The sequence below is a fragment of the uncultured Methylobacterium sp. genome, assembly GCF_964242245.1.
In the GTDB taxonomy this organism is placed as follows: domain Bacteria; phylum Pseudomonadota; class Alphaproteobacteria; order Rhizobiales; family Beijerinckiaceae; genus Methylobacterium.
This window is the reverse complement of sequence record NZ_CAXTBY010000029.1, coordinates 13,121-37,332: the sequence shown is the minus strand read 5'-3', so window position 1 is coordinate 37,332 and position 24,212 is coordinate 13,121. Positions and strand designations below refer to the sequence as shown.

The following is a 24,212-nucleotide window of genomic DNA, read 5'->3' as shown; positions in this document are numbered from 1 at the left end:
AAGGTCGCGCATTTCTGCTCGATGTGCGGGCCGAAGTTCTGCTCGATGAAGATCACGCAGGACCTGCGCGCCGAGGTGCTCGCCATGGAGGCAGCGGGCGCGGTGCTCGGCGAGGCCGAGCCGATGAGCGAGGCGGCGCGCAGGGCCGGCATGGCGGCGAAGTCCCAGGAGTTCCTCGCCGAGGGCGGCAAGCTCTACGTCGACGCGGCCGGGTAGAATGCGGGTAGCCGGCGCCCCGGGCCGCAGAGCGCCGGGGCCGCCGCGATGAGACGCGGCGATCGCTCGGGCCCGCGCCGAGCGATCGCCCGACAAATTCGGATTTTCCCGTTCCCGTTCACCGTCCGTTGACGATTGATTCAGTCGGCGGCCCGCCGAGGCCGATTTTTAAGGTTCCTCTCACGGTACGTCCGCTTCCCTGAGGCCCAGTATCCTCACGGACAGGAGTGACCGTACCATGAGCCTTCCCGCGATCACCGCGCCACCTCCGGGTCCCGCGCCCGGCGTTACGCCGATCCGCCCCGTTCCGGCACCGGGGCCGGCAGGCGGCGACGTCCTCGGCCCCGCGGTCTCCCTCCGGATCGGACCTGACGCCGCCGGCGCGCCCGCCGCGTCCAACGGGAAGACGGTCCAGGCACGGCCGGAGGCCGAGAGCCGCGGATACGTCCGGGACGCCGAGAGTCGGTCCCTGGTCTTCCAGGTCGTGGACCCGGCCAGCGGCGACATCGTCGTGCAGATCCCCGACGCCGTCGTGCTCAAGGCCCGCGCCTACGCCCGCGAGGCCGCCGCCAGCCTCGCCGCCAACCCGGCGGCGCGCCCCGGCACGGCGGTCGAGAAGCGCGTCTGAGAGCAGGGAAATATCGCTCGAATAAGTTTTAACCGAGGGATTTAACGGGAGCGCAAGGGGTCCGCAGTACAAAGGCACTAGTCCTCCAGGAAGGAGGGTGAACCAAAACAGGAAGTCGCATCCATGTCCGCTGGAATCTCCCTCAACTCGTCGGTCCGCAACAGCCTGCTCTCGCTTCAGGACACCGCGAACCTCCAGGCCACGACGCAGAATCACCTCTCGACCGGCAAGAAGGTCGCGAGCGCGCTCGACAACCCGACCAACTTCTTCACCGCCTCCTCGCTGAACGACCGCTCGGCCACGCTGACCGGCCTGCTCGACGGCATCTCGAACGGCGTGCAGACGATCCAGGCGGCCTCGAAGGGCATCGACTCGATCACCAGCCTCGTGAAGTCGCTCCAGTCGACCGTGAAGCAGGCGCAGTCGGATGCCGTGGCCAACCGCCCCAAGATCGCCGCTACCGGCAGCTTCGGCACCGCCGCCGAAGCCGCTCTCACCGGCAAGAGCCAGCACGACACCGCGCTGGCCAAGACCCTGATCGGCACGGCCGCCACTGCTACCGCCGCGTCGGCGGGCGTCGTCGGGTTGACGGCGGCGGCTACCGGATCGACGAACTCGGTGCAGATCAAGGCCGGCAACACGACCTACAAGTTCGACGTCACCTCGACATCCACCGTCCGCGACCTCGTCGACGGCATCAACAAGTCGGGCATCGCCACGGCCGCGGTCGGCGACGACGGCAAGCTCACCGTCACCGGCACCGGCTCCGACAATCTGACCATCGAGGCCGGCACGACCACGACGGCGACCGGCGTCTTCGCCGCGGTCGCGGGCGACCAGACCGCCCTGTTCGGCACGGCCGACAACACCGACGTCGGCGGCTCCGGCTCGTCCGCCGTGCGCTCGAACCTCGTCAAGCAGTTCAACGACCTGCGCGACCAGATCGACTCGCTTGCCAAGGACTCGGGCTTCAACGGCACCAACCTGCTCGGCGGCGACAAGCTGTCGATCACGTTCAACGAGAAGACCGGCGGCGCGCAGAACAAGCTCGACGTGCAAGGCAACCTGCTCAGCTCGGCGAGCCTCGGCATCGGCAAGTTCGTCGACAGCTCGACGGCGTCCAGCACCGGCGACTTCAGCGTCCAGAACGATGCCGACCTCACCAAGGCCGCCGACGCGCTCACCACCACGCTGACCTCCCTGCGCTCGCAGGCCTCGACGCTCGGCTCGAACCTCTCGGTGGTGCAGACCCGGCAGGACTTCACCAAGCAGCTCGCCAACGTGCTGACGACGGGTGCGGACAACCTGACCAACGCCGACCTCAACTCGGAAGCCGCCAACTACACGGCGCTTCAGACTCGGCAGTCGATCGCCCAGCAGACGCTGGGGCTCGCCAACCAAGCCAACCAGGGCGTCCTTCAGCTCCTGCGCTGAAAGCCGCGCAGGATCAGAACGCGGCAAGACCGGAAGCGGCGGGGCTGAGGCCCTGCCGCTTCCTTTTTGCTGCACCCTGTCGTGGTGCCTGCACGTATCGCCTTGCCACCTGCGTCGCGACGCCAGCAATGCTGAATTAGAAGACCTCTGAGCGTTTTCGCATCTCATGCGTCACCGCTTCGATCGAGTGGCAACCGCGAACGGGCGGACCATCCCGAACCTGGAGCTTCCAGATCCCAAAATTTCAGAGATTGGAGAGGTTTACCACCCGTTAACCCTGATCGCACATTCTGGCCCTGATTGGACCCGGACGTCATCGCCGCGATGACCCGACCGAGTCGGCCAAGGACAGCGTGATCGGGACCTACCATGGCGAATGACATCACCCTCACCTCGTCGATCCGATCGAGCCTGCTCTCGCTGCAGGACACGGCGGCGCTTCAGGCCACGACCCAGAACCACCTCTCGACCGGCAAGAAGGTCGCGAGCGCGCTCGACAACCCGGTCAACTTCTTCACGGCCGCGACCCTGAACGACCGGTCGAGCGCCCTGACCGGCCTGCTCGACGGCATCTCGAACGGCGTGCAGACGATCCAGGCGGCCTCGAAGGGCATCGACTCGATCACCAGCCTCGTGAAGTCGCTCCAGTCGACCGTGAAGCAGGCGCAGTCGGATGCCGTGGCCAACCGCCCCAAGATCGCCGCTACCGGCAGCTTCGGCACCGCCGCCGAAGCCGCTCTCACCGGCAAGAGCCAGCACGACACCGCGCTGGCCAAGACCCTGATCGGCACGGCCGCCACTGCTACCGCCGCGTCGGCGGGCGTCGTCGGGTTGACGGCGGCGGCTACCGGATCGACGAACTCGGTGCAGATCAAGGCCGGCAACACGACCTACAAGTTCGACGTCACCTCGACATCCACCGTCCGCGACCTCGTCGACGGCATCAACAAGTCGGGCATCGCCACGGCCGCGGTCGGCGACGACGGCAAGCTCACCGTCACCGGCACCGGCTCCGACAATCTGACCATCGAGGCCGGCACGACCACGACGGCGACCGGCGTCTTCGCCGCGGTCGCGGGCGACCAGACCGCCCTGTTCGGCACGGCCGACAACACCGACGTCGGCGGCTCCGGCTCGTCCGCCGTGCGCTCGAACCTCGTCAAGCAGTTCAACGACCTGCGCGACCAGATCGACTCGCTTGCCAAGGACTCGGGCTTCAACGGCACCAACCTGCTCGGCGGCGACAAGCTGTCGATCACGTTCAACGAGAAGACCGGCGGCGCGCAGAACAAGCTCGACGTGCAAGGCAACCTGCTCAGCTCGGCGAGCCTCGGCATCGGCAAGTTCGTCGACAGCTCGACGGCGTCCAGCACCGGCGACTTCAGCGTCCAGAACGATGCCGACCTCACCAAGGCCGCCGACGCGCTCACCACCACGCTGACCTCCCTGCGCTCGCAGGCCTCGACGCTCGGCTCGAACCTCTCGGTGGTGCAGACCCGGCAGGACTTCACCAAGCAGCTCGCCAACGTGCTGACGACGGGTGCGGACAACCTGACCAACGCCGACCTCAACTCGGAAGCCGCCAACTACACGGCGCTTCAGACTCGGCAGTCGATCGCCCAGCAGACGCTGGGGCTCGCCAACCAAGCCAACCAGGGCGTCCTCCAACTCCTGAAGTGAGGCCGCGCCGGGCTGCGCGGATGCGGATCGCCGGGTCCGCTCGTGCGCGGCCGACCGTTTTCTCGCACGCGTCGTCCCGCGCGGGCGCAATTCAGGGGACGTGAGCGATGCCGCTCAGGATCGAGCTGAAGCCGAACGAGCGCCTGATCGTCGGTCCCTGCGCTATCCGCAACGGGCCGCGGCGCGCGGTCTTCATCGTCGAGACCGACCACAAGGTGCTGCGCGAATCCGAGATCGTGCGCGAGGCCGAGGCCGACACGCCGGCCAAGCGCATCTGCGTGGCGCTGCAGCGCGCCTACCTCGTCGACGATCCGTTCGATGCCGAGACGCAGTTCATGACGCTGGCCAACGCCGTGATGGCGGCGGCCCCCAGCACCACGCCCTACGTCGCGGCGATCTACGAGAGGCTCTCGGCCGGCGACCCCTACCGCGCGCTGAAGGCTGCCCGCGACCTCGTCGCGTTCGAGGAACGGCTGCTGGACTGCCAGCCGGCGGCCTGAGGGCGCCGGGTTGCCGCCGGATCAGGCCGCGCGCCGCTTCCCCCGCTTCTCCCGCCCCTGTCCCGGCGCGCTCTTGCCGGTGCGCGCGCGGTCGAGGACGAACTTCGCGTAATCGTCCATGTCGCCCGAGAAGGGTTTGACGGTGTTGTCGGCTGCAAGCCACAGGCGGTCGGCGACCAGTTCCATCAGCGAGCGGTCGTGGGTGATGAGGATCACGGCGCCCGTGTAGTCGTTGAGGGCGTCGAGCAGCGCGCGGCGGCTGTCGATGTCGAGGTGGTTGGTCGGCTCGTCGAGGATCAGGAGGTGGGGCGCGCGCATCGCCACGAGGTTGAGGAGAAGGCGTGCCCGCTCGCCGCCCGAGAGCGACTCCACGATGGTCTCCTGCTTCTCGAAGGCCAGCCCGAAGCTCGCGAGCTTGGCGCGGCGGGACGACTCGCTGTCGTCGGGCCGCTCGCGGCGGATGATCGCCAGCGGGGTGTCGGCCGGGTCCATCGCCTCGATCTGGTGCTGGTGGAACCAGCCGACCTGGACGCGCCCCTCGCGCGCCATCCTCCCTGAACGCACGGCCAAGGCACCGGCCGCCATCTTGGCAAACGTCGACTTGCCGGCGCCGTTGACGCCGAGCAGCCCGATGCGGTCGTCGATGTCCAGCGTCAGGTTGAGGTTGCGCAGGATCGCGGGGTCGTCGCCGTAGCCGACCTCGACGTCGGTGAGGTGCATCAAGGGCGGCGCCAGCGGGCGCTTGGGCGAGGGCAGGTGGAAGGGCGCGACGTGCTCCTCGATCGTGGCCGCGATCGGCTCGAGCTTGGCCAGCCGCTTGACGCGGGACTGCGCCTGCGCCGCCTTCGAGGCCTTGGCCTTGAAGCGGTCGATGAAGCTCTGAAGGTGGGCCCGCTCCGCGTCCTGCTTGGCCTTGGCCGAGAGTTGCAGCCGGGCCTTCTCCGCGCGCCGCCGCTCGAAATCGTCGTAGCCGCCGGTGTAGAGTTCGAGTTGCCCGTTGGCGACGTGAAGGATCGCGTCGACGGAGTTGTTCAGCAACTCGCGATCGTGGCTGATGATCAGCGCCGAATGCGGGTAGCGCTTCAGCCGCGCCTCGAGCCACAGGGCGCCCTCCAAGTCGAGGTAGTTGGTCGGCTCGTCCAGGAGCAGCATCTCGGGGGCGGAGAACAGGGCGGCGGCGAGCGCCACCCGCATCCGCCAGCCGCCGGAGAATTCCGACATCGGGCGGTCGAGGTCGGCCACCGAGAAGCCGAGGCCCGCCAGGATCTCGCCGGCGCGGGCCGGCGCGCGGTCGGCGTCGATCTCGATCAGCCGGCCGTAGATCTCGCCCATGCGCTCCGGCTCGGCCGTCTCCAGCTCCCGATAGAGGCCGTCGCGCTCGGTGTCGGCGGCCAGGATCGTGTCGATCAGGCTCACGGGCGTGGCCGGGTGCTCCTGGTCGACCGAGCCGATGCGGGCGCTCTTCGGCAGGTAGACGGTGCCGCTGTCCGGCTGGAACTCGCCGAGGATGATCTTGAACAGGGTGGACTTGCCGACGCCGTTGCGCCCGACGAGCCCGACCTTGGCGCCGGGCGGCACCGCGACACTGGCCTTCGTGAAGAAGCGCCGCCCCCAGGCGTTGAAGGTGAGGTCTTCGATCTGCAGCATGGGCGCGTCACGGGTCCGGGAAGGCGTGCTCCCCCGACCCTCTACCGCACCGCAGCAAATTCCGCGAGGGCGCGGCGGGACCTACCGGGTGGCGGCGTCCGCGATCGCCTTGGTGAGGGGGGCCGCCGGCACCGTGCGCTCCCAGAACCGGCCGTCCTTGGCCCGCGCGAAGCCGGAATCGTAGAGGCTGCGCATGTAGCCGGTATCGAAGCCGCGCGCCGTGCTGGTGGTCGGACCGGTCTCGGGTATGTAGGTCAGGTTGAAGCCGATGCCGTTCTCGCGCGCGAAGGCGTAGGTGGCGGCCAGCGTCGCCCGGCTGCGGGCGCGGCTCGCGGTGGTGAAGGTGCGCGCGACGATGCTCAGCGTGTTGTTCTGGGTCACCGCGAATTCCGGCTCCAGGCGCCCGTTGATGATGACGTAGATGTTGCCGCGCTGCCCGGTCTGCGCGCGCTTGTCGCGCAGCAGCAGGGCCTGCGGCAGGGTGAAGACCGGCGTCACCACCGAGCCGTCGACGTGCAGCTCCTGGAAGGCGCGTCCCTCGGCCTGGACGTCGATGAGCTGGGGCGGGAACACCGCCGGGATGCTGGCGGAGGCCGTCAGCACGTCGCGGAACAGGTCGACGGCGTTGGGCGCGCCGCTCGCCGCGATCGCGCCCATGTTCCAGATCGTGGCGCGCTGGCTGTCGAGGTTGGACGTCACGACGAGCAGGCGGCGCCCCTTGGCGTGCTCGGCGGCGATGGCCGCGAGGAGATCGGCATTGACGTAGCGCCCGACGAGGTCGCGCAGGCGCCCGTCGCCGAACAGGCCGGAGCCGAACAGGATGTTGACCACGCTCGGGCTCTCGACCAGCGTGCCCGCGATGCCGCTGGTGTAGATGTCGGTGAGGTAGGAATCGTAGGACGTGCCGAGGAAGGCGAAGGGCGCGATCAGGGCGCCGGTGCTCACGCCGGAGACCAGGGAGAAGTCCGGCCGGGTGCCGGAGGCCGACCAGCCGTTGAGCACGCCCGCGCCGTAGGCGCCGTCGCCGCCGCCGCCCGACAAGGCGAGGTAGCTGAAGGTCCCGCGCTTGGCCTGGGGCGGCGAGGCGATCTCGCTGAAGGTCTCGGCGGAGGCGTCGGCGGAGACGCGGGCACCGGGAATGCCCGCCACCCCCGCGATCGAGGCCTCGGCCGCGGTGTACGTCACGCGCGGCACCGACGAGCAGGCCGCGCCCGAGGCCGCGAAACCAAGCGCGAGGAGCCCGCGCAGCCATCCGTCTCGACGCGACATCGCCATCATCCTGGGCCCGGTTCGGGCCGTCCCGGCGGGCGAACGAGCTTGGCCTTAGTACCGTTCCGGCCGACCGGCGGCAATGGCTGCCGAGGTCGGGTGGTGATGCGGTCCTGCAACAGTGTCGGCGGCGGGGCTTGAGGATGGCGCGCCCCGCCGCCGGCGGTCCGGCCGTTCGCGGTGGACAGCGGGCGGGCGGCGATGGGCGGATCGTTTCGCTGCCCTTGCCTCGCGCGAGAGCGGTCCTGTAGGCTTGTACCGCCGTCGGGATCGCAGGAGCCCGGCGGCGATGATCGGCGGTACGCACGACGGATCTTGCCGGCCCTTCCCGATCCGCGGCGGGGGCCGACCAGATCGTTTCGTCGGTCCTCGCGTCCGTTGCGCGGCGTGTCGATCGCCGCGGGCAGCGTGCGGGTGCTGAGGGCCGCGAGGGGGGACGAAACCATGGAACCGGTCTTGAGCTGGACGGACGAGCGCGTCGCGCTGTTGCGCCGCCTCTGGGAGGACGGACAGAGCGCGAGCAAGATCGCGGCGCAGCTCGGCGGCGTCAGCCGCAATGCGGTGATCGGCAAGGTCCATCGGCTCGGTCTGTCCGGACGCGCGGTCAAGCCCGCCGACGAGGCGGTCGCCGGCCGCCGCGAGGTGACGGTCGAGGCCGAGATCGCGCTGGCGATCGCCGTGGTCGAGTTGGAGGCGCCCGAACCGGTGGCGATCCTGTCGCACCGGCCCGCATCGGACCTTCCATTGACGGCCGTCGAGCCGGCGGCGCTTGCTGTCTCGCAGCGGGTCACGATCATGGACCTGCGCGAGTCGATGTGCCGCTGGCCGATCGGCGACCCGACCACGCCGGACTTCCGCTTCTGCGGCGGCCGCGCCATCACCGGGCTGCCGTACTGCACGCAGCACGCCCAGATCGCCTACCAGCCGGCGGCCGAGCGCAAGCGCGATCGGCGCGTGGCCGGGTTCCGGTGACCCTGAATCAGGGCCCGAGCAGGTCGATCAGGTAGGGGATCAGCGGCGCGTCCGCGGGCGGCATCGCCAAGTCGCGCAGGCCCCGCGGACGCACCCACCTGAGCGCTTGGCCCTCCAGGGGGCACGGCGTGCCGCTCCAGCGCCGGCAGACGTAGAGCGGCATCAGCAGGTGGAAGTCCGGGTAGGCGTGGCTCGCGAAGGTGAGCGGCGCGAGGCACGGCGCCTCGACCCGGATGTCGATCTCCTCGGCCAGTTCGCGGATCAGCGTCGCCTCCGGCTGCTCGCCCGGCTCGACCTTGCCGCCGGGGAACTCCCACAGGCCGGCGAGCGGCTTGCCCGGCGGGCGCTCGCTCACCAGCACGCGTCCGTCCCCGTCGACCAGCGCCACGGCGACCACGAGGAGAAGGCGCAGCGGCGGCGTCACCGGGTCGCCGCGAAGGCGGCGGGCCGTTCCCCGACGATCACGAGCGGTAGTCCCCGTTGATCTCGATGTAGCCCTTGGTCAGGTCGCAGGTCCAAACCCGCGCCTTGCCCGTGCCGAGCCCGAGATCGACCCGGACCGTGACGCCGGACTCGCGCATCACCGCGCCCGCCGCCGCCTCGCTGTAATCCGGATCGCGGGCCCCCGCGACCGCCACGCGCACGTCGCCGAACCAGATCGCGAGGCGGTCCCGGTCGGCCGGCTCGCCGGCCTTGCCGACCGCCATGACGACGCGGCCCCAGTTCGCGTCCTCGCCGGCCACCGCCGTCTTGACCAGCGGCGAGTTGGCGATCGACAGGGCGATGCGGTGGGCCGAGGCGTCGCTCGAAGCGCCGCCGACCTCCACGGTCACGAACTTCCGCGCGCCCTCGCCGTCCCTGGCCACGAGCTGCGCCAGCTCGATCAGCAGGTCGTCGAGCGCCGCGCGGACGGCGTCCAGCCTCGGGTCGTCGGGGTCCGATACGGGTTCGTGCTTGGCTGCCCCGGTCGCGAACAGCATCAGCGTGTCCGACGTCGACGTGTCGCCGTCGACCGTGACGCAGTTGAAGCTCTTGGCCGTGCCCCGCGTGAGCAGGGCCTGCAGCACCGGCTGCGGCAGGGCGGCATCGGTGAAGACGAAGGCGAGCATCGTCGCCATGTCGGGCGCGATCATGCCGGCGCCCTTGGCGATGCCGTTGATCGTCACCGGCACCCCGTCGATCTCCGCGCTGCGGGTCGCGCATTTCGGGAAGGTGTCGGTGGTCATGATCGCCCGAGCCGCAGCCGTCCAGGCCTCAGCCCCGTCCGCGATCCGGGCCGCGCACCCGGCCAGCACGCCCTCGAACTTGCGCGCGTCGAGGGGCTCGCCGATGACGCCGGTCGAGGCGATGAAAACCTCGTCCTCGGCGCACCCCGCCGCCGCGGCGGCGATGCGCGCTGTGAGCGCCACCGCCTCCCGGCCCCGCGCGCCGGTGAACGCGTTGGCGTTGCCCGAGTTGACGACCAGCGTGCGCGCCGAGCCGCCCTTCAGCGCCGCGCGGCACCAGTCGACGGGCGCGGAGGGGCAGCGCGAGCGGGTGAAGACGCCCGCGGCCTGCGTGCCCGCCGCCAGCCCGACGTAGAGCACGTCGGTGCGGCCGGAATAGCGGATGCCGGCCTGCGCCGTCGCCAGCCCGACGCCGCGGATCGGCGGCAGGTCGGGCACGAAGGCCGGAGCGAGCGGCGAGACGGGGGGCGTTTTTGCCGACGACATGGTTCCCATCTCCGAAACGATCGCGCGGGCGCGTACGACCAAGCTTTGTTGCCCCGCCGCGGCGCCCGCGGTCAACCGGTTGCCCAAGCGGATCGCGTGCCCGATTTCTGGGCTGTGACGCTCACGAATACGGCGTATTCGCGATCGAGGCCTTGCGCGCCCCGCCTCTCCCGGCCTAGCCTGCCGCAATGCAACGCGAGCGCAGAGCCGAACGCGGAATGCCGCATCGGACCACCGGATCGGACGTCGTGAGCCCGGCCCTGCCGCCGGGCGGATGCTACGGGGTGCAGGTCCTCGTCGCGGGACGCCAGAAGCGTTGGCGGGACGAGGTCGCCTCGCAGATCCGCCGCGCCGGCTACCAAGCCACGAGCTGCGACAGCGCGGTCGACGCCCTCACCGTCCTCGTCCTCGGCCTGCCCGTCGACGTGCTGGTGGCGGACGTCGCCCTTCAGGGCGCCCTGTGCTGCTCGCGCCTCGCCCTCGAAGCCCGGGCCCTGCGGCCGGCCCTGCGCATCGTGCTGGCGAGCGAACTGCGCGAGGACATGTCGAGCGGGGCGCCCGACCTCCTGCCGGACGCCATTCTCATCCCGCGGGACGTGCGCGACGGAGCCGTCGCGAGCACCGTGCGGGAGGCGCTCGCAAGCCGGGTCCTTCCGGGCGCCGCCGCCTGACGACGCGGGCCGGCGGCGCGCCGAAGGACCTGCTTCCCTCGGTCTGCGCCATCAATTGCCGTTCCTCGGGACGAAGGTGCATCCTTGAACGGGATGACGCCGGCACGGCGGCTGGATCAAGCCGCCGCCTCGCCGTGCGCGGTTGCCGGGAACGAAGACCACACCTGCCGTTCGGGCGGGGGGCAGCGATCGCTGGCGAGGACGACGCACCCTCGGCGCGTCGCCGGACCCGTGAAGATAGAGCATTGTCCAGCGAGGTGGATGCCGGCTCGCGTGAAGACAATGCGCCCACGCAAGGCGTTGGAGCATTTCTCGTGATCCGAAGATCATGGAAGATGCTCTAGCGCGACATCACCCAGGTCTTCCTCGATCTCAGACGCGTTGCCGGACCCACCGCAGGCTCCAGCACCAAGCCAATGGTTTGCACCATGGAATGGTTTTAAGTAAAAAATTAGACCATCATCATAAAAATTGCAATTTAAAATTCTTCTAATATTATCGCTCGCGCTTGATTACTCATCTTGTCAACTGCACTACGGTTGCCATGGCATTTGCGTGCGGGTCTTCCTGCACCCTCCCGGTGCCCGAGCGATGGAGCCTGGAATGGGACGGTTGATGGATCTGATCGGTGTCTGCGTGACCGTCGCATGGTGGGACGGCTCCTGCCTCGGTCTGCGCCTGCACCGGCTGCCCGATCTGATCGATCACGTTGCCGCGCCCCGGCCGGCCGGCGTCCGATCCGCGGCGCGCGGCTTCGGAGATCTGCGATGAAGGACGGGGGCATCTGCCGGTGCGACGAGACGCGCGGCCAAGTGGCCGTCGAGCAGGCCGTGACTCAGGCGTTCTGGCGCGGCCTCGACGGGCAGACCCTGTCGGTGATGGCGGCCCTGGAGGCCGCAGTCCGCGCGGTCGGATCGCTCTACGGCCAGATCGCCGAGGCGCACGGGGCCGGATCGACCTGCGCCTGCGGCTGGGTGCCCGATCCCGAGGGAGACCTGATCGTCCTGGAGGCTTGCCTCGCGGCTGCGCTGATGCGGTCGCGCACCGTCGGTCTCGCTCGGATGGCGGTTGCCGGCCGCGCTTGACCGGGGAGGACATCCCGACCGGCAGCGTCGCTCGCGGGACATCCACGCCGTGACGCGGCGGCGCCAAGGACATGTCGTGAGAGGCCTTTAACGCCTCCGTTCCATCGTCGCTCCCGCCCTGCGGGAGACCTTGCGATGGACAACTTCTCTTACGGCCTCGAATCCTCGCTGCTTGCTCTCGCCCTCGGCCTCGCGCTGAGCCTCGCGGCCTTGGCAGTGTCTTGGCAGTGTTCGCGCCGCCGCCCGCGCCCTGGGCATCGAACGCCGTGACCCTCCCGATGCTCACCGTGACCGTGCCCGGTTCTCCGGGCCTCTGAGGCTGCGCTCGGGTGTCTACATTTTGTTCCGACGCACCCTCCTGACGACGCACCGGTTCCCACATTGTCGGGCGGCCCTCCGAGCGGCGCGCTCCGCCCGCGTCCCGGGCGCAGGCGGAGATCGATGCGGCACGGGTGCGCTGCGTCACCCGCTGCGGCGGCAGCGTCACCCGCGTTGCAACCGAATGGCGGGATCGCGGATTGATGCAGCAGATGAGGTCGGACCTTGCGTCGCGCCTCTCAGGACCGGCGCGGATGCGCCGTCGCAGCTGCCCAGGCGAGACTCCGACATGTCGATCACTCCGGCCTCCCTGGCCTTCGCCCTCGCAGCCCTGCTCGCCGCGGCGAGCGCCACGCATGCGGCCCCGGCCGCGTCGGCCGCCACGGAGGGCGTGACGAAGGTCGCCGAGGTCGGGGCCACGGTTCGGCCCGCCTCCGTCACGGACGGCGAGGACGAAGCTGGCACGTGCAGCCGCATCCGCCGCCGGCTCTGGGTCCAGGGTGAGGGCTGGATCGTGCGCCGGGTCACGACCTGCCGCTGAGGTCGAGACCGCTCGCGGCGACGCGCCTCGGAGGCCGGTGGATTCTCCTGTGAAGCGCCGCGGTTCGCGTGGGACTTACGCACTCTGCGCGGGTGGTGGAACGGAACGAGATCGGAGCCGGCACGGTTTGCCGTCCAGGTCGCGTTCGTGCTCGGAGTTCCACGTCATGCTGCATCGTCTCCTCGGGCCGGCCGGGCTCGTGCTGATCCTCGCAGCCTCCCTCACGGTCGGTGCCGGAGCGTCGAACGCGCAGACGGTCCGCAGCGCCGGATACGATCCGGGTTATGGCTCCGACGGCTACGGCTTCGCCGACGAAGCCGTGCGCGGCGCCTACATCGGCGCACCGCTGACCCGGTTTCCGTCTCCCAGCCAGATCGTGCCGGCACCCTGGAGCTACGGGACCTACGGCGTCCCGACGATCTCCGGCATCCGTCAGGCGCCGGTCGCGGCGCCGAGCCTCACCGTGATCAACGCCGGCCAGCGGCCACCGGGCAGCCGCCGCTTCTCCGGCGCGCGCGTCCTCTCGCGCGGCACCGATGGCGGCTGGGCGCAGATGGACGCGGGACGGGAGCGGGCGAGCGGCGTTCAGGTGATCGAGGTGCAGGTGCCGCGCCGATAGGACCCGTGCGGCGTCAGCGCTCGCGCGGCGCGGACGCCTCCCCGCCCTGGATCGACTCCGGGTCCCCGGCCGCGGGGGCGATCCCGGCAAACCACGCGGCGTAGGACGAGTTGCGGGCCAGCGTCCGAGTCTCGTCAGGGGCACCGTCCCGCCACCAGACCGGACCGCGCTCCCCGAGCGCCTCCTTGGCCGCCTGCACCGCCCGTCTCGCGGCCGCGAGACGGTCCGGTGTCCCCGCATCGGTCGCACGCTTCGCGGCGCGGACCGCGCGGCGCGCGTCCATGAGAGCGTGGATTCCATCTCGGCGGGCCTCCTCCGACAGGGTGGGGTCGGTGCAGCGCCACAGCCGCCCCCGGACGATGATGTAGCGTCCGTCTGGCGTGCGCATCGGCGCAGGCTTGCCGCCCGGCCTCGATGTCGATGCCGTTTGTCCGGCCATGCCGCAGCCTCGTCCCGCTCTCCGATCTCCCACCCGGCCCGCGTCGCCGCGATCCGCGCGAGGATGTCACGATCGCGCGAGGGTCGGGATCTTCCGCGACGCTACGGCCTCGGGTCGCCCGCTTCGCAACCTCAACGACGCCTACGTGGGACAGCCAGAGACCGGATCTTAAGCCTTTGTTGCGATGCTCGGCGCGGGCAAATCGCTCCGAGCGAGACAGCGCGCCATGCACATCGTGATCGTCGATTCGAGCCGCGTCGTCCTCAAGATCATCTCCGCGCTGCTCGAACCGCGCGGGCACACGGTCAGCGCCTTCACCGACTCCGCCGCAGCGCTCACCTTCCTCACCGAGACACCGACCGTCCGCGTCCTGATCACCAGCCTGGAGGTGCGGCCGGTCGGAGGGCTCGAACTGTGCTGGTCCGCCCGGCTGCTGGCCGAGGCGCGGCGCCCCCTCTACGTCATCACGATGTCGTCGGCACGCAACGCCCGCAACCTCGCCGAGGCCCTCGACAGCGGCGCCGACGACTTCATTGATAAGCCGCCCGGAGCCGAGGAACTGCACGCGCGCCTGCGCGCGGCCGAGCGCCTCACCACCCTGCAGAACGAGTTGATCCGCCTCGCGGAGACCGACCCGCTCACCGGTCTCCTCAACCGGCGCGCCTTCTTCGCCCGCGTCGGGGACGCCGCCGACCGCACCGGCAACCACGGAACGATGTCGGCCGTGCTCGCCGACATCGATCACTTCAAGCGCATCAACGACGAGCACGGCCACGATGTCGGCGATGCCGCGATCCGGTCGGTCGCCGACATCCTCGGTGCCGAGGGGATCGTCGGGCGGCTCGGCGGCGAGGAATTCGCCGTCGTCCTGCCGAACGTCGACCTCGACGCGGCGGAGGCCGTGGCCGGGCGCCTGCGCCATCAGATCAAGGACCTGCGCATCCGCGGCGGCCGCGGACCGGTCCGGCTCACTTGCAGCTTCGGCGTCAGCGCGTGGTGCGAGGGCGACGGCGTCGACGCCCTGATCAAGCGCGCCGACATCGCCCTCTACGAGGCCAAGACCACCGGACGCGACCGCGTCGTCTCCGCCGCCAGCGAGCTGATCCTGGCGCAGGCCGGCTGACGCTCCGCATCGGCGCGGACGCCGCCGCCGCGTTGCCCCGTCCTGTGCCCTCCCGGCACAGTCGTTAAGGATAGCCGTCACCCGAAAACAGGATTCTGACCGAGATCGAGATCGATTGGTCTGCATATCGACCGGAACGATTATTGAAACCCTACCCCTGAACCCGGCCGACTTGTGCCATGCCGGGAAAAGAAGGGTGTGCGGTTATGAGTAAGGCCGTGGACGTTCTGGTCTTCGACGAGCCTCAGGCGCTCAATCCGGCGTTCCGCGCGACGCTCGAGCACATGCCGGCGCTCCACACGATCGGGGAGGGAGACCTCGACCGGGTCGATCCGGCCAACACCGTCGCGCTGATCTTCCTCGACGAGGCGCGGTTGCAGGACGGCCTCGCCCGTCTCGCCGACCTGCGGGAGCGGATGCCGGCGGTGCGGACCCTTCTGGCGTTCCAGGCGCTGACCGCCGATGCCCTGCGCAGCGTGCTCGATGCCGGGGCCGACGCCGTCGTCGCGCGCTCAGCCTCGCCGCGTGACCTCTGCACCGCCGTGCTGGCCCTGGCGAACGGAGGCGAACTCCTGGTCGTGCAGCCTGAGTCGGAGGGCCTCGCGTCGGCCTCGGAACCCGCCGACAGCCTCGGCCTGACGCCGCGAGAGGCCGAGGTGCTGCGCTTCCTCAGCGCCGGCTTCAGCAACAAGGAGGTGGCGCGGCGCCTGACGCTCTCCGTCCGCACCGTCGAGACCCACCGCCTCAACCTGCGGCGCAAGACCCAGACCGGACGGCTGAAGGACCTCGTCTCGCTCGCCCGCCAGCTTGGGCTGGCACCCGTGGTGGACGCCGAGCCGGGCCGGCGCGGCGGTGCGGGTCCCAGCGCCGTCACGGGTCAGGGTCCGGCGCGCCACTGAGCGCACCGGACGCCCGGCCTCACGCCGGGCTCGGCTCGAGATCCTCGCCGACGGCCGAGAGCGGGCGTTTCGGTTTGCGGGCAAGGTCGCCGCCGCGCACCGCCTCCTCCAGCGGCTCGGGCCCTTTGCGCAGGAGCTTGGCAAGGTAGTAGCTCCCGAAGCCGAAGATGATCGCGTAGGCGATCAGGAACGCGACGAGCGAGATCGAGACCGCCTGAGTGGTCAGCGGCGAGACAGCGTCCGCGGTGCGCATCTGCCCGTAGACGATGTAGGGTTGGCGCCCGATCTCGGCGGTGAACCAGCCGAACAGCACCGCGCCGAACCCCGACGGCGTCATCAGCATCGCGCAGGTGAGGAACCAGCGGTTGGTGAATAGCGTCCCGCGCCAGCGCAGCAGCAGGCTCCACAGGCTGACGGCGAGCATCGCCATGCCGAGTGCCACCATGATGCGGAAGGCGTAGAACACCGGCGCCACCGGGGGGCGCTGGTCGGGGGGCACGTCCTTCAGGCCCGGGACCACGCCGGAGAAGTCGTGCGTGAGGATGAAGCTGCCCAGCCGCGGGATGCCGATCTCGAAGTCGTTCCGCTCCTCCTTCATGTTCGGGATCGCGAACAGCAGGAGCGGCATCTGGTCCTGCCGGTCCCAGTTCGCCTCGATCGCGGCGAGCTTGGTGGGCTGGAGCTTGAGCACGGCGAGCCCGTGCGCGTCGCCGATGAAGATCTGGATCGGCGTGCAGATCACGGCGAACCACATCGCCATCGAGAGCGAGAGCCGCGCCCCGCGCACCTTCTCCGCCGGTTCCTTGCGGGCGCGCAGGATCATCCAGGCCGACATCCCGCCGACCGCGAAGGCCGTCGTGAGGAAGCATCCCAGCACCATGTGCGCGTAGCGGATCGGGAAGGACGGGTTGAAGATCACCTTCAGCCAGTCGGTCGCGACCGCCCGGCCGTTCTCGACCACGAAGCCCGCCGGCGTCTGCATCCAGGAATTGGCCGACAGGATCCAGAAGGCCGAGACCAGCGTGCCGAAGGCCACCATGCAGGTCGAGACGAAGTGCAGCCGGTCGCCGACCCGGTCCCAGCCGAACAGCATGATCCCGAGGAAGCCCGCCTCCAGGAAGAACGCGGTGATGACCTCGTACTGGATCATCGGCCCGAGCACGTTGCCGGTGAAGTCGGAGTAGCGCGACCAGTTGGTGCCGAGCTGGTAGCTCATCACGATGCCCGACACGACGCCGAGGCCGAACGAGACCGCGAACACCTTCACCCAGAACCGGTAGAGGTTCCGGTACTGGTGGTCGCCGGTCCAGAGCCACTGCGCTTCGAGGCGGGCGAGGAACGAGGCCAGCCCGATCGTGAAGGCCGGGAAGATGATGTGGAAGGCCATCGTGAAGCCGAACTGGATGCGCGAGAGCAGCAGCGCGTCGATGGTCATCGCTCGGTCCTCTACTTGCCGGCGCCGCCGGTGCGGTGCCGCGGTTGATCTTACCCGATCCCGCCCCGCGGTTGCAGCGGACGGGGCGCCGCAGTCCCGTCCGCGGTCAGGATCGCGCGGCCTGCGCGGCGGCGTCACGCTTCGGCGCGCTCCCGCCCCTTCGCGCCGGCTTCGTGCGGGACGAGGCCGGCGGCAAGGTCTTCGCGGGCGAAGCCTTCGTGCGGGGAGCCTTGCGCTTGGCGGTCTTCGCGGCGGCCTGCGGCGTGGACGTACCCTCCAGCCGCTTCTGCAGCAGGCTCAGCACCGCCGCCTCCTCGGGCCGGAGGCGTCCGAGGTCCTCGATCAGCTCCGTCTCGACCGCATCCTTCACCTGGAGCATCAGGGCGCCCTCCAGGTAGCAGTCGATGATCTGCGGGTGGATGTAGCACTTGCGGCAGATCGTCGGCGTGTTGCCGAGCCGGCCCGCCACGCTCTCGATCGCCGCGCGGACGTTCTTCTTGGCGCCGGCCTCCCCGTCGAAGGCCTCGAACTCCCGCAGCGCCAGCGCGGCAAGCACGGTGCCGGCCCACGTGCGAAAATCCTTGGCGGTGATGTCCTGGCCCGAGATCGCGCGCAGGTACTCGTTGACGTCCGACGAGGTCACGTCGCGGCGCGCGCCGTCCGCGTCGAGGTATTGGAACAATTCCTGGCCCGGCAGGTCCTGGCAGGCCTTGACGATCCTGGCCACCCGCCGGTCCTTGAGCGACAGGTTCCAGGCCTTGCCGCTCTTGCCCTTGAAGCGGAACGTCATCTCGGCCCCGTCGATCGTGACGTGCGGGTCGCGCAGCGTGGTGAGCCCGTAGCTCTTGTTGGCCTTGGCGTAATCGTCGTTGCCGACGCGGATCAGCGTGGTCTCCAGGAGATGCACCACGGTCGCCAGCACCGTCTCGCGGGACAGGCCCGGGCGCCGCATGTCCGCGTCGATCCGGGCGCGGATGCCGGGCAGCGCGTCGGCGAAGGCCATGATGTGGGTGAACTTGGTCGAGTCCCGCGCCGCCCGGAAATCCGGGTGGTAGCGGTACTGCTTGCGCCCCTTGGCGTCGCGGCCGGTCGCCTGGATGTGGCCGTTCCGGCGCGGGCAAATCCACACGTCGGTGTAGGCCGGCGGGATCGCGAGCGACCGGATGCGGGCGATCTGCGCCGCGTCGCGCACCGGCGCGCCCTTCGCATCGAGGTAGCGGAACCCGCTGCCGGTCTTCTTCCGGGTCAGGCCCGGCATGCCGTCGTCGACGTAGGACAACCCGGCCTCGGCGGCGGCGTCGCGCGGGTCGACGACGGTGCCCGAGGCAGTCTCTTCCGACGACATCGACGCGGCTCCTTGCGTTTGGGTGTGGCCTCAACCGTTGCGAAGCAGCCGTGTTCCGGCGCCCGCACATCCGTCGCGGCGCGCGATCGGAGCCGCCGGACGGCCGCCCGATCACAGCCAGCGTTCCATCACCAGCCGCGGGCTCTCGCGCCAGCCCAGAGCCGCGTAGAAGTCGCGCACGGACGTGTTCGTCTCCCGGATCATGAGCTGCGCCTTGGGCACGCCGCGCGCGCGCAGCCACGTCTCCGCCGCGCCGACGATGGCGCGGCCGAGTCCGGTCTCGCGCCGGTCGGGATCGACGGCGACGTAGTAGATCCAGCCGCGATGCCCGTCGTGGCCGACCATGACGCTCGCGACGATCGCACCCAGGTGGTCGCCGGCGACCAGGATGTCGGACGTCTCGCGCCCGCGTGCCCGCGCGATGTCGGCGTCGGGATCGTTGTGCGGCACCACGAGCCCGCAGCGCGCCCAGAGGTCCTTGACACCGTCCCGGTCCTCGTCGCGCAGCGGCCGGATCTCGGGGCGTGGCGTCTGCGAACCCGTCTGCGAAACCATGACATGCCTCCTCGACTCACCGGTCGGACAACATGCTACAGCACGCCGCGATGGACGCGCCCGAACCGTCACCCGACCCCTCGTTTGCCGCGCCGACGCGGTGCCTCGCCTTCGTCGTCACCGAGGACTGGTTCTTCGCCTCGCACTTCCTCCCCATGGCGCGGGCCGCGGTGGCGATGGGCCTGTCGGTCGCGGTCGTGACCCGGGTGCGCGACCATCGCGACGTCATCGCGGCCACCGGCGCCCGGGTGGTGGCGCTGGAGGCGGAACGCTCCAGCCTCAACCCGATGGCGGCGGGCTACGCGGCGGGCCAACTCGCCGCGATCCTGAAGGCCCTGAAGGCCGACATCGTCCACTGCATCGCGCTCCGCGGCATCCTCGTCGGCGGGACGGCGGCCGCGATGGCGGGCATCCCCACCCGGGTCTACGCGCTGACCGGGCTCGGGCTGGTGGGCGCGCGGACCGACACGGCCGGCCGCCTCGCGCGGGCGGGTTTGCGTCAGCTCATCCGCGGCCCGCTGTCGTCGCGGCGCACCCGCTTCCTGTTCGAGAATCCGGACGATGCGGGCGCCCTCGGCCTCGACCCGGCCGACACCGCCGTGACCATCGTCGGCGGGGCCGGCGTCGATCCGGAGGTCTTCGCCCCGCGGCCGATGCCGGACGCGCCGCCGCTGCGGGTGGCCATCGTCTCGCGGATGCTGTGGTCGAAGGGCATCGACGTGGCGGTGGAGGCGGTGCGGCTCGCGCGCGGCCGAGGGGCCTGCGTCGAACTCGCGCTGCACGGCGCGCCGGACCCCTCGAACCGCCGGGCGATCCCCGAGGCGACTCTGCGCGAATGGTCCCGCGACGGCGTCGCGTGGCACGGCCCGACCCGGGACGCGGCGGCGGCGTTCGCCGCTGCCCACGTCGGCTGCCTGCCCTCGCGCGGCGGGGAAGGGTTGCCGCGGACCCTGCTGGAGGCCGCCGCCTGCGGCCGGGCGCTGCTCACCACCGACGTGCCGGGGTGCCGGACGCTGGTGCGCGACGGCGTCGAGGGCCTCGTCGTGCCCCCCGACGACGCCCCGGCGCTCGCCGCCGCGCTGGTGCGGCTCGCCGCCGATCCCGGCCTCGCAGCAAGGCTCGGTGCCGCGGCCCGGCGGCGGATCGTCGAGGGCGGGTTCTCGGAGGCCGCGGTCGCGCAAGCCGTCTGCGGGATCTACCGCGCGCTGCTCGGGCCATGATCGCGGACGACGCGGCGCGCTTCGTCCGCGAAAACACCCGCCTGCGTCCGGTGCCGCACGCGCCGGAGATCGTGCTGCACGTCGCCGACGAGGCCACGGCCCTGTGGCAGAAGACCGAGGACGAACTGTCGAAGATCGGCCTGCCGCCGCCGTTCTGGGCCTTCGCCTGGGCCGGGGGGCAGGCGCTCGCCCGCTACCTCCTCGACCATCCCGGGATCGTCGCCGGCCGACACGTGCTCGACTTCGCCTCCGGCTCCGGCCTCGTGGGAATCGCGGCAGCAAAGTCCGGCGCGGCCTCGGTCACGGCGAGCGACCTCGACCCCTTCGCCGCCGCCGCGATCCCGCTCAACGCCGCCGCCAACGGCGTCGCCGACCGGATCGCCGCGACCCGCGCGGACCTGATCGACACGGTGCCGGAGGCCGACGTCGTGCTCGCCGCCGACATCTTCTACGAGCGCGACCTCGCCGGCGCCGTGAGCGGCTGGCTCGGTCGCCTGCATGCCGCCGGCACGACGGTGCTGCTCGGCGATCCGGGCCGCGCCTACCTGCCGCGCGACCGCCTGGAGCGGATCGCCAGCTACGCCGTGCCGGTGACGCGGGCGCTGGAGGATGCGGAGATCAAGCGGAGCCATGTGTGGCGGTTTCGGGCATGAGCTTGCGGACTGGACACAGCTTGCGGGATGCCCTGTTCTCATCCGATGCGGACCATCGCCGGCAGCGCAGGCTAACCGGCGGCACCCCACAGGAGACTCGTGCCCGATGCCAGCAGCAACGCGTCCATGATGTGCCGAAACGTCTCCGGGGCGAGGCGCAGCACGAACGGCTTGGCCGCGAACGCGCCGACCATCAACGACGCGCCGACGCAGAGTCCCTTGAGGAGGTCATCGGCCGGCAGCGCCCCCGAACCCTGGAATGTCAGGGTCTTGGTCGCGTAGATCGCGAGGGACGCGGCGGCTTCCGTGCCGATGAACGCGCCCTTGGCCAAGCCATACCCGATGAAGACGGGAACGGACGCCGGCCCCGTCGAGGCGACGATGCCGGTCAGGAAGCCGATCGCCGCTCCGGCGATCGCGAGGTGGGATAGGCGCAACGCGATGAGGTTGGCGGCCAACCAGCGGCGCGCGGGGATCATCGCGAGAAGAAACGCGCCGATCGCCAGATCGACGGCGCGGGGCGGCAGGACGAGCATCGTGCGGGCCCCCAGCGCCGCCGCGGGAACGCCGCTCACGGCGTAGGCGGCGACGGCCCGCCCATCGACCTCCCGCCACCATGCCAGGATACGGGAGACATTCGCCATGACGGCGGCGACCGCCATGATCGGAACGGCTTCCTTGGGTCCGTAGACGTAGGCGAGCACGGGCACCAGCATGATCGAGGAGCCGGTACCGATGACGCCGCTGACGACGCCCGCCACGAGGCCGATGGCGAGGATGAGGAGCAGGCCCATGCGCGCATTTTCTTAGCCGGAGTGGGAGCACCCTAATTTGAAGCTTGGGACAACGCACGCGAGCGTTCCGCTCTCTGCGTCCTCTTCCTGCTCACCTTGGATGATCGCGCGGGTAGAAAGCGTCGGTTGTCCGCCGCGCGCGCGATGCGCCCCGACCGAGCCCTCGATCACGCCGCGATCCGCGTCGAGCGTTCGCCCGCCCGCAGGCGACGGGCGTGCAGCGCCACGACGGGATCGTCCGGGCGCGCTTCGTGGAGGGTCTCGATCGCGGCGCCGTCGCCGTCCGCGTCGAGGCGGGCGAAGGCGGCGAGGTAATCCCGGTTGAACGCGTCCCCGGCCTGCGCCGCCGGCAGCGGGTCGAAGACCGGGACCGCGTGGGTCTTGCCGCGCAAGGTCAGCGAGCCGATCGGGCGGAAGGCGAGGCCGGGGCAGGCCGCCACCGTGGTCCCCGCCACGCAGATCCGGGTGCCGAGGGCCTTGTTGGCCGCCTCCAGGCGCGCGGCGGTGTTGATGGCGTCGCCGTGCGCCGTGTAGTCGAACCGGCGCGTGCCGCCGAAGTTGCCGACCACCGCCGGCCCGGTGTTGACGCCGATCCGGGTCGCGCCGAACGGCACTCCTTGCGCCCGCTGCCCGGCGGCGAAGGCCACCGCGAAGGCGTCGATGGCGAGCGCGCAGGCGACGGCGCGGGCGGCGTGGTCCGGCTGGTCGAGCGGCGCGTTGAACATCACGTGCACCGCGTCGCCGACGATCTTGTCGACGGTGCCGCCGTGCGCCATCGCGACGCCGCACAGGCCGTCGAGGTAGGCGTTGAGCAGGCTGACCAGCGCCTCCGCGCCGCGCGACTCGGTCATCGCGGTGAAGCCTTCGAGGTCGGTGAACAGGAAGGTCATCGGCCGGGTCTCGCCGCCGAGCTTCAACCGGTCGGGGTCGCGGGCCAGCGCCTGGACGAGGTCCGGCGAGAGGTAGTGCGTGAACGCCGTCTTGAGGCGCGAGGCGTCGCGCTCGACCAGCAGGTGGCGCGTCAGGCTGGTGGCGCCGAAGCTCGCCGCCATCGCCATCACCGGAAGGCTCGGGTCGAGCAGCAGGTGGCCGCGGGTGAAGGCGAGCCACGCCGCCGCGAGCACCGCCGCCGGCAGGGCCAGCGCCGCCGCGCCGGCCTGCTTGAGCCCGGTAAACGCCGCGAGGCCGGCGATCAGCAGGGCGAGCGCTGCCGCCGCTGCGCCCTCGGCGCCGATCGCCCAGGCGGGCCGTGTCGGGTGGAGGCCCGACACCATCTGCTCGATCGCCTCCGCGTGGATCGCGACGCCCGGCTCGAACGCGTTGAGCGGCGTCGGGCGCAGGTCCGACAGCCCCGTCGCACTCGTGCCGACGAGAACGATCCGGCCGGCGATCCTGTCCCTGAGGTCGGCCGCCGCCCGGGGATCGAGCAGGCGCCAAGCCGGGATCGCCTCCGCGGCGAGCGTGCCGGCGTGGTGCAGCCAGTAGGCGCCCTCCCGGTCCAGCGGCACGTCGAGGGTTCCGATCCGCAGCAGGTACCCGGTGACCGCGCCGTCCTCAGTCGTCTCCGCGCGCACCTTGAGGGTGTCCTCCCCCTGCGCGACCCGCAGCGCCTCGACGGACAGTGCGGGCACGAGAGCGGTCCCGCGGGCGCTGATCAGCGGGAGCCGGCGCACGATCTCGTCGCGCCCGGCGGCGATCGCGAAGCTGCCGTGGCCGGCGCCCGCGGCATCCAGGATCGCGAGGTTCGGCACCGCGCCGGCAAACGCCGGGACGGTCGCGCGCGGGTCCGGGCCGATCAGGGCGAAGCTCGGCCCCGCCACCGGGCGGGCGCCGTTCTCGCGGCCGACGAGGCCGTAGCCGAGCACGACGCGCCCGCGGCCGATCGTTTCGGCGAGCATCCGGTCGTGGTCGGGCAGGGGCGCCCCGTCGGCGTCCAGGCGCCAGCCGTGCGCCGCCTGCCATTCCTGCGCGAGGCGCGCGGGCGAAGTCCGGTCGGGCTCCGAGAAGACCATGTCGAGGGCGATCGACGCGGCGCCCATGTCCTGCAGCGTGCCGACCAGCCCGGCCAAGAGCGAGCGCGGCCAGGGCCATTGCCCGAGGCGGGCGAGCGACGCATCGTCGATGTCGATGATCCGGACGGGCGAATCCGCCTCGACCCGGAGCCGCGGCGCCGCGCGCTGGGCGGTGTCGAACACCGCCAGCCGCACCCGCTCGAACGGGTCCGGCAGGGCGATCCGGGCCGCCAGCAGACCCGCGACGACGCCGATGCCGAGCAGCGCGGGGGTCGCACGTCGCAGGAGCCGTTGCACGGAGGTATTCATGGCAACATCTACAGGTTGTATTGCGGTCGAGGTTGTATTCTCCCACCGTTCGCCAAGCATTTGATGAAGGGCGCGCAGTTTTCTCAAAACCAAGTGATTGCGATTCCGAATCGCTTAACGTGCGGGGCGCATGGTT

General features: G+C 70.8%; 24 protein-coding genes and 1 pseudogene. 15 read left to right on the top strand and 10 right to left on the bottom strand.

Annotated features, from left to right (window positions below):
• From ACFE8Y_RS09225 to ACFE8Y_RS09205, 5 genes and pseudogenes are all read left to right on the top strand, one after another.
• Nucleotides 1-216: pseudogene (locus ACFE8Y_RS09225) on the top strand (phosphomethylpyrimidine synthase ThiC); the annotation flags it as partial.
• 238 nt (nt 217-454) lie between these two features.
• On the top strand, nt 455-844 hold the full coding sequence (locus ACFE8Y_RS09220) for a hypothetical protein (RefSeq protein ID WP_375464085.1): 390 nt from the start codon (nt 455-457) through the stop codon (nt 842-844).
• A 123-nt stretch (nt 845-967) separates the two neighbouring features.
• A complete protein-coding gene (locus ACFE8Y_RS09215; RefSeq protein WP_375464084.1) occupies nt 968-2,278 on the top strand; it encodes a flagellin in 1,311 nt (436 codons plus the stop codon).
• Nucleotides 2,279-2,647: 369 nt separating this feature from the next.
• The gene (locus ACFE8Y_RS09210; RefSeq protein WP_375464083.1) at nt 2,648-3,958 is read left to right on the top strand and encodes a flagellin; all 1,311 of its coding nucleotides are present in this window, start codon (nt 2,648-2,650) and stop codon (nt 3,956-3,958) included.
• 107 nt (nt 3,959-4,065) lie between these two features.
• Nucleotides 4,066-4,458: a flagellar biosynthesis repressor FlbT gene (locus ACFE8Y_RS09205; protein ID WP_375464082.1), complete on the top strand. Its 393-nt coding sequence runs from the start codon at nt 4,066-4,068 to the stop codon at nt 4,456-4,458.
• 21 nt (nt 4,459-4,479) lie between these two features.
• Here ACFE8Y_RS09205 and ACFE8Y_RS09200 read toward each other — a convergent pair whose 3' ends face one another.
• Together ACFE8Y_RS09200 and ACFE8Y_RS09195 are read right to left on the bottom strand one after the other, a co-directional pair.
• Complete coding sequence (locus ACFE8Y_RS09200) at nt 4,480-6,105, bottom strand: ABC-F family ATP-binding cassette domain-containing protein (protein ID WP_375464081.1); 1,626 nt, start codon at nt 6,103-6,105, stop codon at nt 4,480-4,482.
• A gap of 81 nt (nt 6,106-6,186) precedes the next feature.
• Nucleotides 6,187-7,374 carry a patatin-like phospholipase family protein gene (locus ACFE8Y_RS09195; protein ID WP_375464080.1) on the bottom strand — a complete coding sequence of 396 codons (1,188 nt, stop codon included), beginning with the start codon at nt 7,372-7,374 and terminating at the stop codon, nt 6,187-6,189.
• A gap of 444 nt (nt 7,375-7,818) precedes the next feature.
• Here ACFE8Y_RS09195 and ACFE8Y_RS09190 point away from each other — a divergent pair, with 444 nt between their 5' ends.
• A complete protein-coding gene (locus ACFE8Y_RS09190) occupies nt 7,819-8,346 on the top strand; it encodes a GcrA family cell cycle regulator (protein WP_375464079.1) in 528 nt (175 codons plus the stop codon).
• A gap of 7 nt (nt 8,347-8,353) precedes the next feature.
• On the opposite strand, the gene ACFE8Y_RS09185 is transcribed toward ACFE8Y_RS09190, so the two are convergent.
• Both ACFE8Y_RS09185 and argJ read right to left on the bottom strand, forming a co-directional pair.
• Nucleotides 8,354-8,770, bottom strand: coding sequence for a (deoxy)nucleoside triphosphate pyrophosphohydrolase (locus ACFE8Y_RS09185; protein WP_375464078.1), 417 nt, complete (start codon nt 8,768-8,770; stop codon nt 8,354-8,356).
• 37 nt (nt 8,771-8,807) lie between these two features.
• The gene (gene argJ, locus ACFE8Y_RS09180; protein ID WP_375464077.1) at nt 8,808-10,058 is read right to left on the bottom strand and encodes a bifunctional glutamate N-acetyltransferase/amino-acid acetyltransferase ArgJ; all 1,251 of its coding nucleotides are present in this window, start codon (nt 10,056-10,058) and stop codon (nt 8,808-8,810) included.
• 218 nt (nt 10,059-10,276) lie between these two features.
• On the opposite strand from argJ, the gene ACFE8Y_RS09175 reads away from it, so the two are divergent.
• From ACFE8Y_RS09175 to ACFE8Y_RS09155, 5 genes are all read left to right on the top strand, one after another.
• Nucleotides 10,277-10,729, top strand: coding sequence for a histidine kinase (locus tag ACFE8Y_RS09175; protein ID WP_375464076.1), 453 nt, complete (start codon nt 10,277-10,279; stop codon nt 10,727-10,729).
• Between the two features lie 612 nt (nt 10,730-11,341).
• Nucleotides 11,342-11,500, top strand: a complete 159-nt coding sequence (locus ACFE8Y_RS09170; protein WP_375464075.1) for a hypothetical protein — start codon at nt 11,342-11,344, stop codon at nt 11,498-11,500.
• Nucleotides 11,497-11,814: a hypothetical protein gene (locus ACFE8Y_RS09165; protein WP_375464074.1), complete on the top strand. Its 318-nt coding sequence runs from the start codon at nt 11,497-11,499 to the stop codon at nt 11,812-11,814. Before ACFE8Y_RS09170 ends, ACFE8Y_RS09165 begins: the two co-directional genes overlap by 4 nt.
• Before the next feature lie 607 nt (nt 11,815-12,421).
• Complete coding sequence (locus ACFE8Y_RS09160) at nt 12,422-12,673, top strand: hypothetical protein (RefSeq protein WP_375464073.1); 252 nt, start codon at nt 12,422-12,424, stop codon at nt 12,671-12,673.
• Between the two features lie 166 nt (nt 12,674-12,839).
• Nucleotides 12,840-13,292, top strand: coding sequence for a hypothetical protein (locus ACFE8Y_RS09155; RefSeq protein WP_375464072.1), 453 nt, complete (start codon nt 12,840-12,842; stop codon nt 13,290-13,292).
• Nucleotides 13,293-13,305: 13 nt separating this feature from the next.
• On the opposite strand, the gene ACFE8Y_RS09150 is transcribed toward ACFE8Y_RS09155, so the two are convergent.
• Nucleotides 13,306-13,680, bottom strand: a complete 375-nt coding sequence (locus ACFE8Y_RS09150; protein ID WP_375464071.1) for a hypothetical protein — start codon at nt 13,678-13,680, stop codon at nt 13,306-13,308.
• 277 nt (nt 13,681-13,957) lie between these two features.
• On the opposite strand from ACFE8Y_RS09150, the gene ACFE8Y_RS09145 reads away from it, so the two are divergent.
• Both ACFE8Y_RS09145 and ACFE8Y_RS09140 read left to right on the top strand, forming a co-directional pair.
• Entirely contained in the window at nt 13,958-14,854 is an 897-nt protein-coding gene (locus tag ACFE8Y_RS09145) for a GGDEF domain-containing protein (protein WP_375464070.1), read from the top strand.
• A gap of 206 nt (nt 14,855-15,060) precedes the next feature.
• Nucleotides 15,061-15,753 carry a response regulator transcription factor gene (locus ACFE8Y_RS09140; RefSeq protein WP_375464069.1) on the top strand — a complete coding sequence of 231 codons (693 nt, stop codon included), beginning with the start codon at nt 15,061-15,063 and terminating at the stop codon, nt 15,751-15,753.
• 19 nt (nt 15,754-15,772) lie between these two features.
• Here ACFE8Y_RS09140 and ACFE8Y_RS09135 read toward each other — a convergent pair whose 3' ends face one another.
• The 3 genes from ACFE8Y_RS09135 to ACFE8Y_RS09125 form a co-directional block, all read right to left on the bottom strand.
• Complete coding sequence (locus tag ACFE8Y_RS09135) at nt 15,773-17,188, bottom strand: cytochrome ubiquinol oxidase subunit I (RefSeq protein WP_375464068.1); 1,416 nt, start codon at nt 17,186-17,188, stop codon at nt 15,773-15,775.
• Between the two features lie 106 nt (nt 17,189-17,294).
• On the bottom strand, nt 17,295-18,533 hold the full coding sequence (locus tag ACFE8Y_RS09130) for a DNA topoisomerase IB (RefSeq protein WP_375464067.1): 1,239 nt from the start codon (nt 18,531-18,533) through the stop codon (nt 17,295-17,297).
• 111 nt (nt 18,534-18,644) lie between these two features.
• Complete coding sequence (locus ACFE8Y_RS09125; RefSeq protein WP_375464066.1) at nt 18,645-19,088, bottom strand: GNAT family acetyltransferase; 444 nt, start codon at nt 19,086-19,088, stop codon at nt 18,645-18,647.
• Nucleotides 19,089-19,138: 50 nt separating this feature from the next.
• On the opposite strand from ACFE8Y_RS09125, the gene ACFE8Y_RS09120 reads away from it, so the two are divergent.
• Nucleotides 19,139-20,308, top strand: a complete 1,170-nt coding sequence (locus ACFE8Y_RS09120; RefSeq protein ID WP_375464086.1) for a glycosyltransferase — start codon at nt 19,139-19,141, stop codon at nt 20,306-20,308.
• On the top strand, nt 20,305-20,961 hold the full coding sequence (locus ACFE8Y_RS09115) for a methyltransferase (RefSeq protein ID WP_375464065.1): 657 nt from the start codon (nt 20,305-20,307) through the stop codon (nt 20,959-20,961). Before ACFE8Y_RS09120 ends, ACFE8Y_RS09115 begins: the two co-directional genes overlap by 4 nt.
• Before the next feature lie 71 nt (nt 20,962-21,032).
• Here the strand turns inward: ACFE8Y_RS09115 and ACFE8Y_RS09110 are convergent, their stop codons facing one another.
• Nucleotides 21,033-21,755 (bottom strand): sulfite exporter TauE/SafE family protein, encoded by a 723-nt coding sequence (locus ACFE8Y_RS09110; protein ID WP_375464064.1) that lies wholly within the window; start codon nt 21,753-21,755, stop codon nt 21,033-21,035.
• 167 nt (nt 21,756-21,922) lie between these two features.
• Entirely contained in the window at nt 21,923-24,064 is a 2,142-nt protein-coding gene (locus ACFE8Y_RS09105) for a CHASE2 domain-containing protein (RefSeq protein ID WP_375464063.1), read from the bottom strand.
• Between the last annotated feature and the right edge of the window lie 148 nt (nt 24,065-24,212).